The following is a 12,381-nucleotide window of genomic DNA, read 5'->3' on the forward strand; positions in this document are numbered from 1 at the left end:
CCCAGCGTTATCCGCGCTGCCCGGCCTCGAACGCCGGGTGAACAACACAGGGCCGACCCCGCCCGACAACGAGGAGACCTCCATGAAGCGATACGCCATCGCGTTCGCTGGCCTGTGCATTGCACCGGCCATCCATGCTGAAACCAGCGTCACGCTCTACGGCATTGCCGATGCCAGCCTGCGCTATCTGAGCACCAGCAGCGGTGCCACCAATGTCAATGCCAGCCGCTTCTCCATGGAGAACGGCGCCATCTCGAACAGCCGCTGGGGCTTGCGGGGTGTCGAGGATCTGGGCAACGGCATGACGGCCTTCTTCCGGCTGGAAAGCGGCTTTAATCTGCAAAATGGCGAGCAGTCAGACAGCGGCCGCTTGTTCAACCGTCACGCCTATGTCGGCCTGGATGGCGGCCAATGGGGCGCGATCTCGCTGGGCCGCCAGGACACGCCGCTGTTCACCATTCTGGCGGACTCCTACGATCCGCTGACGGTGGGCAACTACGCCGAGAACTCCTGGCTGCCGGTCGCCATGTCGCGCGCGCGCAGCTCGGATTCGGTGCGTTACCGCAACGCCAAGCTGGGCGGCTTTGATTTCATCGTCTCCTATGCGTTTGGCAGTGACTTCGACGACCATCGCCTGGGCAAGCAGGTGGGGACCACGCTGACCTACACCACCGGCCCCTTCTCCCTGGGCGGCGGCTATCAGAAGACATATTCGGAGAGCAACTCCGATTACCGCCAACAGGTCTGGAACCTGAACGCCAGCTACAAGCTCGAGACCGTCAAGCTGTTTGCGGGCTATTTCAATGGCCGCGACGAAACCGGTTGGGTCAACGCGGTGGTGGGTAACGCCATGCCCACGACGGGCCTGGACCGCAAGGACAACGGTTATTTCCTGGGCGCGACCTGGCAGGCCACCGGCCGCTGGGCGCTGACCGGCGCGGCCTACTACGATGTCGCCAAGAATATCCAGGTCGATGGCGACAAGGGCAAGCGGCTGGCCCTGGTGGGCGTGGCCGAGTACTCCCTGACCAAGCGGACCCAGCTCTATGGCACCGTGGACTACAACAAGGTCTACGACGCCTCGGCGGTGGATATCGCCGGGCAGAGCTCGCAAGTGGGCGCAGCCGTAGGCATACGCCACATCTTCTGACCGTGCGGCGGCCTGGCCGCCGCTTCAGTCCGCTGTCTTGTTCTGACGCACGATCAGTACGTCGCAAGGCAGCGCTTCGAGCAGTTTCTCCGCGACGCTGCCGATGGCCGTGCGCAGGATGCCGGTCAGTCCGTGCGTGCCCGTCACCACCAGATCGCAGCGGCGATTGAAGACGAATTCCGACAGCAGGTTCTCCGGTTGGCCGGGCTCGAGCACGATGTCGGGCGGCGTTCTACCGGCCAGCTCGGGGGTGGCGGCCAGAAACGCCTGGGCCTTCTGCAAGGCATCGTTATAAAAGCTGCGCACCACGGTGTCCTGCGGCACGCCCTCTTGCTGCGCGGGCACCGCGTAGGCATGGAAAAGCGTGATGCGGGCCTGGCCGGCGACCTTGAGCGCGGCACGCAGTGCCTGGCGCGAACCTTCCGAAAAATCGGTGGCGATCACGACGTCCTGGTAAGGCTTGCGCGGGCGCGCCTTGACGACCAGCACGGGTTGCGTGGCCTGGCGGGCCAGGCGTTCGACGGTGCTGCCCAGCATGAGCCGGCCCAGCGTCGTTTCGCGCGCCACGCCGGTCACGATGAGCGAACCATCGAAATGCGCCACCGTATCCAGAATGACGTCCAGCGGATGGCCGTTGGCGACCACGGCCTCAGTGGCGATGCCGGCGTCGGCCAGATCGTCGGCCAGCCGTCTTTCGGCCAGGGATTTGTGATCGGGAGTCAGGCGCCGCCAGGCCGGCGTGGTCAGGGCCGTGGCGTGGGGCGCCTCCATGACGTGCAGGGCCACCAGGCGGCAATGTTGCTGGCGGGCCAGCATGATGGCGCGGTCCAGAGCGCGGTCGCTGCGTGCGCTCAGGTCCGTGGCGAGCAAAATGGAGCCAGCGGGGTCGGTCATGCGTCTACTCCTGGTGGGGTTGCCTGCGGCAGCCGGGGGAGCGCACGTCTGTGCGGGGGATGCAATGATTGTCCTGCCTATCGTGCCTGAGGGGCTTGACCGCCGTCAACGGCAGGTGGCAGCCCTACAATAGGGCCTCTGTACCGACCCCTATTGACGGCATGGCCCCCGAAACTTCCACCCTGCTGCTGCATTCGCTCTACCTCGTCGCCATCGTGGCCGAAGCCATGACCGCCGCGCTCACCGCCGGGCGCCGCGATATGGATTGGGTGGGGGTGTGCGTCATCGCGTGCGTGACGGCGCTCGGCGGCGGATCGATTCGGGACGTCTTGCTGGGCCACTATCCCCTGAGCTGGGTCGCGCATCCGGAGTATCTGGCCATGACGGCCGGCGCCGCCCTGCTCACGGCGCTGTGCGCACGCATGTTGCGCCATCTGCGCAAAGTCTTTCTGCTGCTCGATGCGCTGGGGCTGGTGGCGTTTACCATCATCGGCTGCAAAGTCGCGCAGCAAATGGATCTGTCCTTGCCGGTGGTCATCATCAGCGGCGTGATCACCGGTTGCGCGGGCGGCGTGCTGCGCGACGTGCTGTGCAACGATATTCCGCTCTTGTTCCGTAGTGAGCTCTACGCCAGCGTGTCGCTGCTGACCGGCGGGTTATATATCGCGCTGGACGACTACACCGGGACGAGCAATCTGGCCGTTCCCCTGGCTCTGGTGGCCGGGCTGGCGCTGCGTCTGCTGGCCTTGCGCTTCAATTGGCAAATGCCGAAGTTCGTCTATCGCGGCGACTGGCATTGATGCGGCGCGCCGCCGGCCAGGCAAAAGCTCCCTGGGAAGCTTTTGCCTGAGACTGCCGGTCGATCAGTACAGACCTTGCTGCAGCATGGCGTCGGCCACCTTGACGAAGCCAGCGATATTGGCGCCGTCCAGGTAGTTGACGTAGCCCGATTCGGCATGGCCGTGGCGCACGCAGTTCTCGTGGATGTCGCACATGATGGCGTGCAGGCGCTGGTCGACGTCTTCGCGCGTCCAGGCCAGGCGGCCCGAGTTCTGGCTCATTTCCAGGCCCGAGACGGCCACGCCGCCGGCGTTGCTGGCTTTGCCGGGCGCGTACAGCACATGCGCGTCGATGAAGGCCTGAGCGGCGGCCAGGGTGGCCGGCATATTGGCGCCTTCGGCCACGCACTTCACGCCGTTGTCGATCAGGGTGCGGGCGTCGTTCTCATCCAGTTCGTTCTGGGTGGCGCACGGCAGCGCCACGTCCACCGGGACCTGCCAGGGGCGAACACCCGGCAGGAAACGCAGGCCCAGTTGTTGCGCATAGTCTTCGACGCGGCCGCGTTGCACGTTCTTGACGTGCATCAGGGCGTGGAGCTTTTCCGGCGTGAAGCCGGCTTCGTCCAATACCGTGCCGCCGGAGTCGGAGACCGTCAGCACGCGCGCGCCCAGGGCCATGGCCTTCTCGACCGCGTATTGCGCCACGTTGCCGGAGCCGGAGACCGACACGCGCAGGCCGTCAAACGACATGCTCACGCGGCGCAGCATCTGCTCGGCGAAGTACACCGTGCCGTAGCCGGTCGCTTCGGGACGAATCAGGCTGCCGCCGAAGGTCAGGCCCTTGCCGGTGAAGACGGCCGCCGCCGAATTCGACAGCTTTTTCATCATGCCGGCCATGAAGCCGACCTCACGGCCGCCCACGCCAATGTCGCCGGCCGGCACGTCGGTATCCGGGCCCAGGTGACGATAGAGTTCGATCATGAGCGCCTGGCAGAAGCGCATCACTTCTGCATCGGACTTGCCCTTGGGGTCGAAATCCGAGCCGCCCTTGCCGCCGCCCATGGGCAGGGTGGTCAGGGCATTTTTCAGCGTCTGTTCGAAGGCCAGAAACTTCAGGACCGACAGGTTCACGCTGGGGTGAAAGCGCATGCCGCCCTTGAACGGACCGATGGCCGAGCTGTGTTGGACGCGGAACGCACGATTGACCTGGGCACGGCCCTTGTCATCGGTCCAGCACACGCGGAACTGAATCACGCGCTCGGGTTCGACCAGGCGCTCGAGCAGCGCCTGCTGACCATAGTGCGGATTCTTCTCGATGAATGGCCACAAGCTGCCCATGACCTCGTGGACGGCTTGCATGAATTCGGGCTGATGGGGATCGCGGCTCGCGACGCGGCTCAGGAAGTCGTTCAATGACTGCATGAAAAAAAGTCTCCGGTAATGCTGCATAGCGGTGCCAGATGAATCAACTCGGTGCATCGTTTGATCGAAAACGGTGCGTCGCCATCAAAAAGCACTGATTTGGTGCGCGGATTGTAGGGAGGTTTTTTGCACCGCGGCAGGGGGGTCGAGCACCGGCTTCTTGTCGCCAATTTCGCTTATTAAACGGGGACGCATTATTATCGGGGCGGTTTGAAATAAGCGATTTCAGGAGTGACATTTTTCCTTGAGTGGCGTCTTATTTTCAATAAAATCAATGAAATATATAATACGTCCCCAATAAAATGAGAACAAATCACACGCTTGATTGACGGCTTCCTGAAAACCCATCCCCAATTTTGTCGGGTAATTCAAAAGGGTCAAAAAAATTTCGCCCATTGTTTTGTCCCCTTTTTATTTGTCGCCTCCAGGCCTCCAATCCAGGTGATCTCGTTATAGTTGAGGCCCCTGGCTCTTTGCGCCGCCACCTGCTTCTGGAATTTCTATGTTGCGAGTCATTTCCGCCAACCTGAACGGCATCCGGTCTGCCAACACCAAAGGCTTTTTCGACTGGATGGGTCAGCAGGACGCCGATTTTGTTTGCGTCCAGGAACTCAAGGCGCAGGAGGCGGATATCGCGCCGGCCATGAAAGCGCCCGGCCCCTGCCAGGGTTATTTCCATTACGCCGAGAAAAAAGGCTATAGCGGCGTGGGCATTTACACGCCGCACCAACCGGACGATGTCGTCATTGGCCTGGGCGTGCCCGAAATCGATGCCGAGGGCCGTTACATCGAACTGGTCTATCCCAAGCTGTCGGTGGTCTCGGTTTACCTGCCCTCGGGTTCCAGCGGCGAGCACCGGCAAACGGCCAAATACCATTTCATGGCGCATTTCTACCGCCATCTGGGCGATCTGATCGCGCGTGGCCGTGAGGTGGTCATTTGCGGCGACTGGAATATCGCCCACAAGGAAGCCGACCTCAAAAACTGGAAAGGCAACTTGAAGAACAGCGGCTTTCTGCCCGAGGAGCGTGCCTGGCTGACGCGGGTTTTCGACGAATTGAAATGGGTCGATGTCTATCGCCGCCTGGCGCCGACGGCCACCGGCGAGGGTTACACCTGGTGGAGCAACCGCGGCCAGGCATGGGCCAAGAACGTGGGCTGGCGCATCGATTACCACGTCGCCAGCAATGGCCTGGCTGACACGGCGCGCCGCGCCGCCATCTACAAAGAGGCCCGCTTCAGCGACCACGCGCCTTTGACCATCGACTACGATTACGCGCTGTAAATCGCGGATAATGGCGGGGTTTGCCATCCTGATTCGGAACCCCCGCATGTCCTCCACTACCGCCACCGATTTCGTCCGTTTCGCCCTTGACGAGGGTGTGCTGCGCTTTGGCAGCTTCAAGGTCAAATCCGGCAGGATCAGCCCTTATTTCTTCAACGCCGGGCTGTTCAACAGCGGCCGTTCGGTGGGCAAGCTGGCAGGCTTTTATGCTCAGGCGCTGCTGGATTCCGGCGTGGAATTCGACATGCTTTTCGGGCCGGCCTACAAGGGCATCCCCCTGTCGACGGCCACGGCGGTGGCGCTGGCCTCGCATCCGCAGGCGGGCGGGCGCGACATCCCCTTTGCCTACAACCGCAAGGAAGCCAAGGATCACGGCGAGGGGGGCACGCTGGTCGGCGCGCCCCTGGCCGGCAAGGTCGTCATCATCGATGACGTGATCACCGCGGGCACTTCGGTGCGCGAGTCGGTGGAGATCATCCGCGCGGCCGGCGCCCAGCCTGCCGCCGTGCTGATCGCCATGGATCGCATGGAGCGCGCCGGTCCGGACGATGCCCTGTCGCCGCATTCGGCGGTGCAGGATGTTGCCAACACGTATGGCATCCCCGTGGTGAGCATTGCGTCGCTGGCCGACATCCTCAAACTGCTCGAAGATGACGGCCAGTTTGCGGCCCATCGTGAGTCGGTGCTGGCTTATCGCCAGAAATACGGCGTCTGAGCCCGGCGCGGCGGCACCCGCAAGGTGCCGCCGCGGCCGGCTGGCTCAGGCCGACAGCTTGGCCTTGAGCAGTTCGTTGACCTGCTGCGGATTGGCCTTGCCGCGTGCGGCCTTCATGATCTGGCCCACCAGGGAATTGAAGGCCTTTTCCTTGCCGGCGCGGTACTCCGCCACGATGGCGGGGTTGGCGGCCAGCACCTCGTCGATCATGGTGCCGATGGCGCCGCTGTCGCTGATCTGCTTGAGGCCGCGCGCCGCGATGATGGCGTCGGGGTCGGCGCCATTTTCGCCTGCCCACATGGCGGCAAACACGTCGCGGGCGATCTTATTGGAGATCGTGCCATCGACGATGCGGTTGATGAGCGCGGCCAGTTGCCCGGCCTGCACCGGCGCGGCGGCGAGCTCTTTTTCTTCGCGGTTCAGCGTGGCGGTGACCTCACCCATGATCCAGTTGGCCGCCAGCTTGGCCTGGCCGGCCGGTAGCGCGCGGGCCGTTTCTTCGAAGTAGGCCGCCATGGCGCGGCTGACGGTGAGTTGCGCCGCATCATAGGCCGACAGGCCGTAGTCGGCCTCGAAGCGCGCGCGCATGGCGCTGGGCAGCTCCGGCATGCCGGCGCGCACGGCGTCCACCCATTCCGGGCTGATGACCAGCGTGGGCAGGTCGGGATCGGGGAAGTAGCGGTAATCGTGCGCATCTTCCTTGCTGCGCATGCTGCGCGTTTCATCGCGATCCGCGTCGTACAGGCGGGTTTCCTGCACGACGGTGCCGCCGTCTTCGATCAGCTCGATCTGGCGGCGGGCTTCGTACTGGATGGCGCGCTCGAGAAAACGGAAGGAGTTCACGTTCTTGATTTCGGCGCGTGTGCCGAACTCGGCATGCCCGCGCGGGCGCACCGAGACGTTGGCGTCGCAGCGGAAGGAGCCTTCCTGCATATTGCCATCGCAGATACCGAGCCAAACGACCAGGCTGTGCAGGGCGCGCGCGTAGGCCACGGCCTCGGCGGCAGAGCGCATTTCCGGTTCGGTGACGATCTCCAGCAAGGGCGTGCCGGCGCGATTCAGATCGATGCCGCTGGCCGGCGCGCCGTTGCCCAGATGAAAGTCGTCGTGCAGCGATTTGCCGGCGTCTTCCTCGAGGTGGGCGCGCGTGAGGTTGATGGTTTTTTCTTCTTCGCCCACGAAGAAGGACAGCGTGCCGCCTTGCACCACGGGCAGCTCGTACTGGCTGATCTGATAGCCCTTGGGCAGATCGGGGTAGAAGTAGTTTTTACGCGCGAACACCGAGCGCGGCGCCACGTGGGCGCCGATGGCCAGGCCGAACAGGATGGCGCGTTCGGCCGCGCCGCGATTCATGACGGGCAGGCTGCCCGGCAGCGCCAGATCCACCACATTGGCCTGGGTGTTGGGCGCGGCGCCGAAGCGGGTGCTGCTGCCCGAGAAAATCTTGGATGCGGTGGAGAGCTGGACATGGGTTTCCAGTCCGATGACGATTTCCCATTCCATGGTCAGGCGTCCTGCGTTGCCGGCGTGCGTTGATGCCAGTCGGTCACTTGTTGGTAACGGTCGGCGACGGCCAGCAAGCGGCCTTCATCGAAGTAATTGCCGATGATCTGCAGCCCGACCGGGCGGCCCGTGCCGCCGAAGCCGCAAGGCACGGACATGGCCGGCAGGCCGGCCAGGCTCACGCCCAGGGTATAGATATCGGCCAGCCAGTCGGCGGTCGGATCGTCGCGGTTTTCGCCGATGTTCTTGGCCACGCCCGGAGCCACCGGCCCCATGATGACATCGCACTGGCCGGCGAAGGCGCGCTGGAAATCCTGCGCGATCAGGCGGCGCAGGCGCTGCGCCTGCAGATAGTAGGCGTCGTAATAGCCGTGGGACAGCACATAGGTGCCGATCAGGATGCGGCGCTTGACCTCGTCGCCGAAGCCCTCGGCCCGCGAGCGGCTGATCATTTCGTTCAGGTCGCTGTACTGGGCCGCGCGGTGGCCATAGCGCACGCCGTCAAAGCGCGCCAGATTGCTCGACGCTTCGGCCGGCGCGATCACGTAATAGGCCGGGATGGACAGCTCGGTGCGCGGCAGCGAGATCGCCACGCGCTCGGCGCCCAGCGCTTCGAATTGCTGCAGGGCTGCCTCGATGGCCGCCGCCACGTCGGGCGCCAGGCCGGGGCCGAAGAATTCGGCCGGCACGCCGATACGCAGGCCCTTGAGCGGCAGGCTGCCGGCGGCCTGGTAGCCCTGCTGGGCCGCGTCGAAGGCCGCGCGGATGCGTCCCGGTGCGTTCGTCACGCCGTCGCAATGCGGCAGGCTGGTGGCGTCGCGCTCGTCGAAGCCGCTCATGACGTCCAGCAATTCCAGCAGGTCGCGGCTGCTGGCCGCCAGCGGGCCGGCCTGATCCAGGCTGGAACCGAAGGCGATCATGCCGTAGCGCGAGACCGTGCCATAGGTGGGTTTGATGCCGCTGACGCCACACAGCGCGGCGGGCTGGCGCACGGAGCCGCCGGTGTCGGTGCCGGTGGCGGCGGCCACCAGGCGCGCGGCCACGGCCACGGCCGAGCCGCCGGAGGACCCTCCCGGCACGGCGTTCAGGTCCCAGGGGTTGCGCGCCGGGCCGTAGGCGGAGTTCTCATTGCCCGAACCCATGGCGAATTCGTCGCAATTGAGCTTGCCCAGCGAGACGGCGCCGGCAGCCTGCAGACGCTCGACCACGGTGGCGTCAAAAGGACTGACATAGCCGTCGAGCATCTTGCTGCCTGCCGTGCTGCGCCAGCCGCGCGTGACGAAAGCGTCTTTGTGCGCGATGGGGATGCCGGCCAGCGGGCCGGCGGTGCCGGCGGCCAGGGCCGCGTCGGCCGCCTGCGCCTGGGCCAGCGTCAGCTCGGGATCGATGTGCAGAAAGGCGTTGAGGTGGGCGGCGGCCGCGGCCCGGGCCAGGCCGTCCCGGGCCAGTTCGACCGCGCTCACGCGGCGGTCGGCCAAGGCGGCGCGCAGGCCGGCGATATCGCCGAATTCAGTAGGGGAATGGCTCATGGCTTACTCGATGACCTTGGGAACCAGGAACAGGCCGCCATCCTGCTCGGGGGCATTGGCCAGCAGCTCGGAGCGGCGTTGGTCCGAAGGGATTTCGGTCACGGCGTCCTGGCGCAGGCGCAGGACGATGTCCTCATGCGCGGAGAGCGGGTGGGCCAGCGGCTCCACGCCCTGGGTGTCGACCGACTGCAGGCGCTCGATCAGGTGCAGGATGCCGTTGAGCTCATCCTGCGCCCGGACGCGCTGCTCGGGGGTCAGTTCGATTCGGGCCAGGCGGGCAATGCGGGCCACGTCTTGTTCGTTCAGCGCCATGGGGTAAGGTCAAAAAACAGGGGGCGTAGCGGGTGAAGGAAACCTGGCGGCATGCGCAGGCCGAACCCGTTACAAAGCTTGAATAGCTGCGATTTGTACGCTATTTCCAAGGAAATTATAAGTTATGATTCACGGTTTAATCGCTGCGGTCAGAGGCCACGATGGTGTAGCTCGTCGCCCCTGAGGTCGCGGCTTGACCCTAATTCTTGAATCTAGCTGAGCTCCCATGTTCGGATTCCTCCGCAGTTATTTTTCCAGCGACATGGCGATCGACCTCGGTACGGCCAATACGCTGATCTATGTCCGGGGCAAGGGCATCGTGCTGGACGAACCCTCCGTGGTCGCCATCCGCCACGAAGGCGGCCCCAATGGCAAGAAAGTCATCCAGGCCGTCGGCCAGGAGGCCAAGCAGATGCTCGGCCGCGTGCCGGGCAATATCGAGGCCATCCGCCCCATGAAGGACGGTGTCATCGCCGACTTCACTGTCACCGAGCAGATGCTCAAGCAGTTCATCCGCATGGTGCACCCGCGCAATATGCTGGCGCCCAGCCCCCGCATCATTGTCTGCGTGCCTTGCGGCTCGACGCAGGTCGAGCGCCGGGCCATCCGTGAGTCCGCGCTGGGCGCCGGGGCATCGCATGTCTACCTGATCGAAGAACCCATGGCCGCGGCCATCGGCGCCGGTCTGGCGGTCTCCGACGCCAGCGGCTCCATGGTGGTCGACATCGGCGGCGGCACCACCGAAGTGGCCGTCATTTCGCTGGGCGGCATGGTGTACAAGGGCTCGGTGCGCGTCGGCGGCGACAAGTTCGACGAGGCCATCGTCAACTACATCCGCCGCAACTACGGCATGCTGATCGGCGAGCCCACCGCCGAACTCATCAAGAAGGAAATCGGCTCGGCTTTCCCCGGCTCCGAAGTCCGCGAGATCGAGGTCAAGGGCCGCAATCTGGCCGAAGGCGTGCCGCGCAGTTTCACGGTCTCGTCCAACGAAATCCTGGAGTCCCTGACCGATCCGCTCAACCAGATCGTCTCGGCCGTCAAGATCGCGCTCGAACAAACGCCGCCCGAACTGGGCGCGGACATCACCGACAAGGGCATTGCCCTGACCGGTGGCGGCGCGCTGCTGCGCGACCTGGATCGTCTGCTCCAAGAAGAAACCGGCCTGCCGGTGGTGGTGGCCGATGATCCCCTGACGTGCGTGGTGCGTGGCTGCGGCGAGGCGCTGGAACACCTTGAAAAGCTCGGCGCGATTTTCATCAACGACTAAGCTTGACCGGCCGGTCTTCGGGTCGCCTTCGCGCGATCCTGGACGGCCTCACGCCAACGGGCCCACGGGCCCGGGCTGAGATTCATGCAACGACAAGGCACCCCACCGCTATTCAGGCGCGGCCCGCCGGCCGAAGTGCGTCTGGCCGTCCTCGTCGCGCTGGCGCTGGCGCTGCTTGTCGTCGATTCCCAATTGCGTCTGCTCGAACCGGTGCGGCGCACGGTGTCCGTCGTGCTCTACCCTTTCCAGCGCGCCGTGATGGCGCCGCGCGACCTCGTGCAGCAGGTCGACGAGTGGATCAACGCCGCCAACCTCATCCGCAGCGAAAACGAAGCCCTGCAACGGCAGCGCATCGAACTGTCGCAGGTGGCCACCCATGCCGTGCAACTGGCCGCGGAAAACGCCCAGTTGCGCCGCCTGCTGGGCGTGACCGACACGGTCGGCCAGCCGGCCAGCGTGGTCGAGGTGCTGTATGAGCCGCCCAACGCGTTTCATCAGCGCCTGGTCTTCAACAAGGGCAGCAAGGCGGGTATCGCGCCGGGCATGCCCGTCATTGACGAAGGCGGCGTGGTGGGTCAGATCGTGCGCGTGACGCCCATGACGGCCGAGGCCGCCATGGTGACCGACGAGCGCATCTCCATCCCGGTGCAGGTGCTGCGCAATGGCTTGCGTCTGGTCGCCTTTGGCGGCAATTCTCCTGGTGTCATGGAAGTGCGTTATCTCGCGGCCAATGCCGACATCAAGCCCGGCGACACCATCGTGACCTCCGGCGTGGGCGGCCTGTTTCCGGCGGGGCTGCCCGTGGCCAAGGTGACCTCCGTCGAACGCGATACCGCCTCCGGCTTTGCGCGCGCACTGTGCGAACCGCTGGCGCATCCCGAACGCTACCGCCATTTTCTGGTGCTGCAGGTCGATGTGGCCCGCGCAGAAGCCAACCGCGAGGAGGCCGATCTTGGCGCCCCGCAATAACGCCGCGCATCGCGCGCCGCGCACGCTGGGCACGCCCAGCAACGTGCAGCCCGAGCGGCTCACCCGGCCTGCCAACGGCGCCTTCGTCTGGGGCACCTTGCTGCTGGTGTGGCTGCTGTCTCTGTTGCCCTGGCGGCAATGGCCGGCCTCGCCCGATATCCTGGCCTTGGTCATCGCGTTCTGGAGTGCTTACGAGCCGCGCCGGGTGGGCATGTTCACCGCTTTTGCCTTTGGCCTGCTGCTCGACGTCCATGACGCCAGCCTGCTGGGCGCCCATGCCTTGTCCTATACGCTCATCGCCTATGGGGCGCTGGCCCTGAGCCGCCGGCTGCAGCGCTTCGATCTCTGGAGCCAGGCCATGCATATGCTGCCGATCTTTTTCGTGCCGCAATTGCTGACCCAGATCATCCTGGCCTGGCTGGCCGGCCGGTGGGCCGGTTGGGACTGGGCCATCGGCGTGTTGTTGACCGCCGCATTGTGGCCCATCTTCGGCTGGGTGCTGCAACTGCCGCAACGTCGTTACGATGACGTCGAGTCTTCCGCCAGCTGAGCG

General features: G+C 64.9%; 12 protein-coding genes. 7 read left to right on the plus strand and 5 right to left on the minus strand.

Features of this window, described 5'->3' with window-relative positions; translation table 11 throughout:
• Nucleotides 1-82: 82 nt before the first annotated feature.
• Nucleotides 83-1,150 (plus strand): porin, encoded by a 1,068-nt coding sequence (locus CAL22_RS01895; protein WP_094809855.1) that lies wholly within the window; start codon nucleotides 83-85, stop codon nucleotides 1,148-1,150.
• A 24-nt stretch (nucleotides 1,151-1,174) separates the two neighbouring features.
• Here CAL22_RS01895 and CAL22_RS01900 read toward each other — a convergent pair whose 3' ends face one another.
• Complete coding sequence (locus tag CAL22_RS01900; protein ID WP_094809857.1) at nucleotides 1,175-2,044, minus strand: universal stress protein; 870 nt, start codon at nucleotides 2,042-2,044, stop codon at nucleotides 1,175-1,177.
• Between the two features lie 161 nt (nucleotides 2,045-2,205).
• On the opposite strand from CAL22_RS01900, the gene CAL22_RS01905 reads away from it, so the two are divergent.
• Complete coding sequence (locus CAL22_RS01905; RefSeq protein WP_094809859.1) at nucleotides 2,206-2,844, plus strand: trimeric intracellular cation channel family protein; 639 nt, start codon at nucleotides 2,206-2,208, stop codon at nucleotides 2,842-2,844.
• Between the two features lie 63 nt (nucleotides 2,845-2,907).
• Here the strand turns inward: CAL22_RS01905 and gdhA are convergent, their stop codons facing one another.
• Complete coding sequence (gene gdhA / locus CAL22_RS01910; protein ID WP_094809861.1) at nucleotides 2,908-4,245, minus strand: NADP-specific glutamate dehydrogenase; 1,338 nt, start codon at nucleotides 4,243-4,245, stop codon at nucleotides 2,908-2,910.
• A 502-nt stretch (nucleotides 4,246-4,747) separates the two neighbouring features.
• Between gdhA and CAL22_RS01915 the strand changes: the two genes are divergently transcribed.
• Together CAL22_RS01915 and pyrE are read left to right on the plus strand one after the other, a co-directional pair.
• The gene (locus CAL22_RS01915; RefSeq protein ID WP_094809863.1) at nucleotides 4,748-5,530 is read left to right on the plus strand and encodes an exodeoxyribonuclease III; all 783 of its coding nucleotides are present in this window, start codon (nucleotides 4,748-4,750) and stop codon (nucleotides 5,528-5,530) included.
• Nucleotides 5,531-5,540: 10 nt separating this feature from the next.
• Nucleotides 5,541-6,245: an orotate phosphoribosyltransferase gene (gene pyrE / locus CAL22_RS01920; protein ID WP_432264282.1), complete on the plus strand. Its 705-nt coding sequence runs from the start codon at nucleotides 5,541-5,543 to the stop codon at nucleotides 6,243-6,245.
• A gap of 45 nt (nucleotides 6,246-6,290) precedes the next feature.
• On the opposite strand, the gene gatB is transcribed toward pyrE, so the two are convergent.
• The 3 genes from gatB to gatC are packed head-to-tail and all read right to left on the minus strand — an operon-like array spanning nucleotide 6,291 to nucleotide 9,589.
• Entirely contained in the window at nucleotides 6,291-7,748 is a 1,458-nt protein-coding gene (gene gatB / locus CAL22_RS01925; RefSeq protein ID WP_094809866.1) for an Asp-tRNA(Asn)/Glu-tRNA(Gln) amidotransferase subunit GatB, read from the minus strand.
• Between the two features lie 2 nt (nucleotides 7,749-7,750).
• Complete coding sequence (gatA, locus tag CAL22_RS01930) at nucleotides 7,751-9,277, minus strand: Asp-tRNA(Asn)/Glu-tRNA(Gln) amidotransferase subunit GatA (protein WP_094809867.1); 1,527 nt, start codon at nucleotides 9,275-9,277, stop codon at nucleotides 7,751-7,753.
• Between the two features lie 3 nt (nucleotides 9,278-9,280).
• Entirely contained in the window at nucleotides 9,281-9,589 is a 309-nt protein-coding gene (gene gatC / locus CAL22_RS01935) for an Asp-tRNA(Asn)/Glu-tRNA(Gln) amidotransferase subunit GatC (RefSeq protein WP_094809868.1), read from the minus strand.
• 226 nt (nucleotides 9,590-9,815) lie between these two features.
• On the opposite strand from gatC, the gene CAL22_RS01940 reads away from it, so the two are divergent.
• The 3 genes from CAL22_RS01940 (at nucleotide 9,816) to mreD (ending at nucleotide 12,378) form a co-directional block, all read left to right on the plus strand.
• Nucleotides 9,816-10,859, plus strand: coding sequence for a rod shape-determining protein (locus CAL22_RS01940; RefSeq protein WP_094809869.1), 1,044 nt, complete (start codon nucleotides 9,816-9,818; stop codon nucleotides 10,857-10,859).
• Between the two features lie 84 nt (nucleotides 10,860-10,943).
• Nucleotides 10,944-11,828, plus strand: coding sequence for a rod shape-determining protein MreC (gene mreC / locus CAL22_RS01945; RefSeq protein WP_094809870.1), 885 nt, complete (start codon nucleotides 10,944-10,946; stop codon nucleotides 11,826-11,828).
• Nucleotides 11,812-12,378 carry a rod shape-determining protein MreD gene (gene mreD / locus CAL22_RS01950; protein WP_167383535.1) on the plus strand — a complete coding sequence of 189 codons (567 nt, stop codon included), beginning with the start codon at nucleotides 11,812-11,814 and terminating at the stop codon, nucleotides 12,376-12,378. Before mreC ends, mreD begins: the two co-directional genes overlap by 17 nt.
• Nucleotides 12,379-12,381 lie beyond the last annotated feature (3 nt).

The sequence above is a fragment of the Bordetella genomosp. 12 genome (assembly GCF_002261355.1).
Classification (GTDB): Bacteria; Pseudomonadota; Gammaproteobacteria; order Burkholderiales; family Burkholderiaceae_B; genus Bordetella.

Bases quoted from the DNA above. Each gene is read 5' to 3' on its own strand.
- CAL22_RS01895 (WP_094809855.1), top strand. From the start codon at position 83: ATGAAGCGATACGCCATCGCGTTCGCTGGCCTGTGCATTGCACCGGCC.
- CAL22_RS01900 (WP_094809857.1), bottom strand. From the start codon at position 2,044: ATGACCGACCCCGCTGGCTCCATTTTGCTCGCCACGGACCTGAGCGCA.
- CAL22_RS01905 (WP_094809859.1), top strand. From the start codon at position 2,206: ATGGCCCCCGAAACTTCCACCCTGCTGCTGCATTCGCTCTACCTCGTC.
- gdhA (WP_094809861.1), bottom strand. From the start codon at position 4,245: ATGCAGTCATTGAACGACTTCCTGAGCCGCGTCGCGAGCCGCGATCCC.
- CAL22_RS01915 (WP_094809863.1), top strand. From the start codon at position 4,748: ATGTTGCGAGTCATTTCCGCCAACCTGAACGGCATCCGGTCTGCCAAC.
- pyrE (WP_432264282.1), top strand. From the start codon at position 5,541: ATGGCGGGGTTTGCCATCCTGATTCGGAACCCCCGCATGTCCTCCACT.
- gatB (WP_094809866.1), bottom strand. From the start codon at position 7,748: ATGGAATGGGAAATCGTCATCGGACTGGAAACCCATGTCCAGCTCTCC.
- gatA (WP_094809867.1), bottom strand. From the start codon at position 9,277: ATGAGCCATTCCCCTACTGAATTCGGCGATATCGCCGGCCTGCGCGCC.
- gatC (WP_094809868.1), bottom strand. From the start codon at position 9,589: ATGGCGCTGAACGAACAAGACGTGGCCCGCATTGCCCGCCTGGCCCGA.
- CAL22_RS01940 (WP_094809869.1), top strand. From the start codon at position 9,816: ATGTTCGGATTCCTCCGCAGTTATTTTTCCAGCGACATGGCGATCGAC.
- mreC (WP_094809870.1), top strand. From the start codon at position 10,944: ATGCAACGACAAGGCACCCCACCGCTATTCAGGCGCGGCCCGCCGGCC.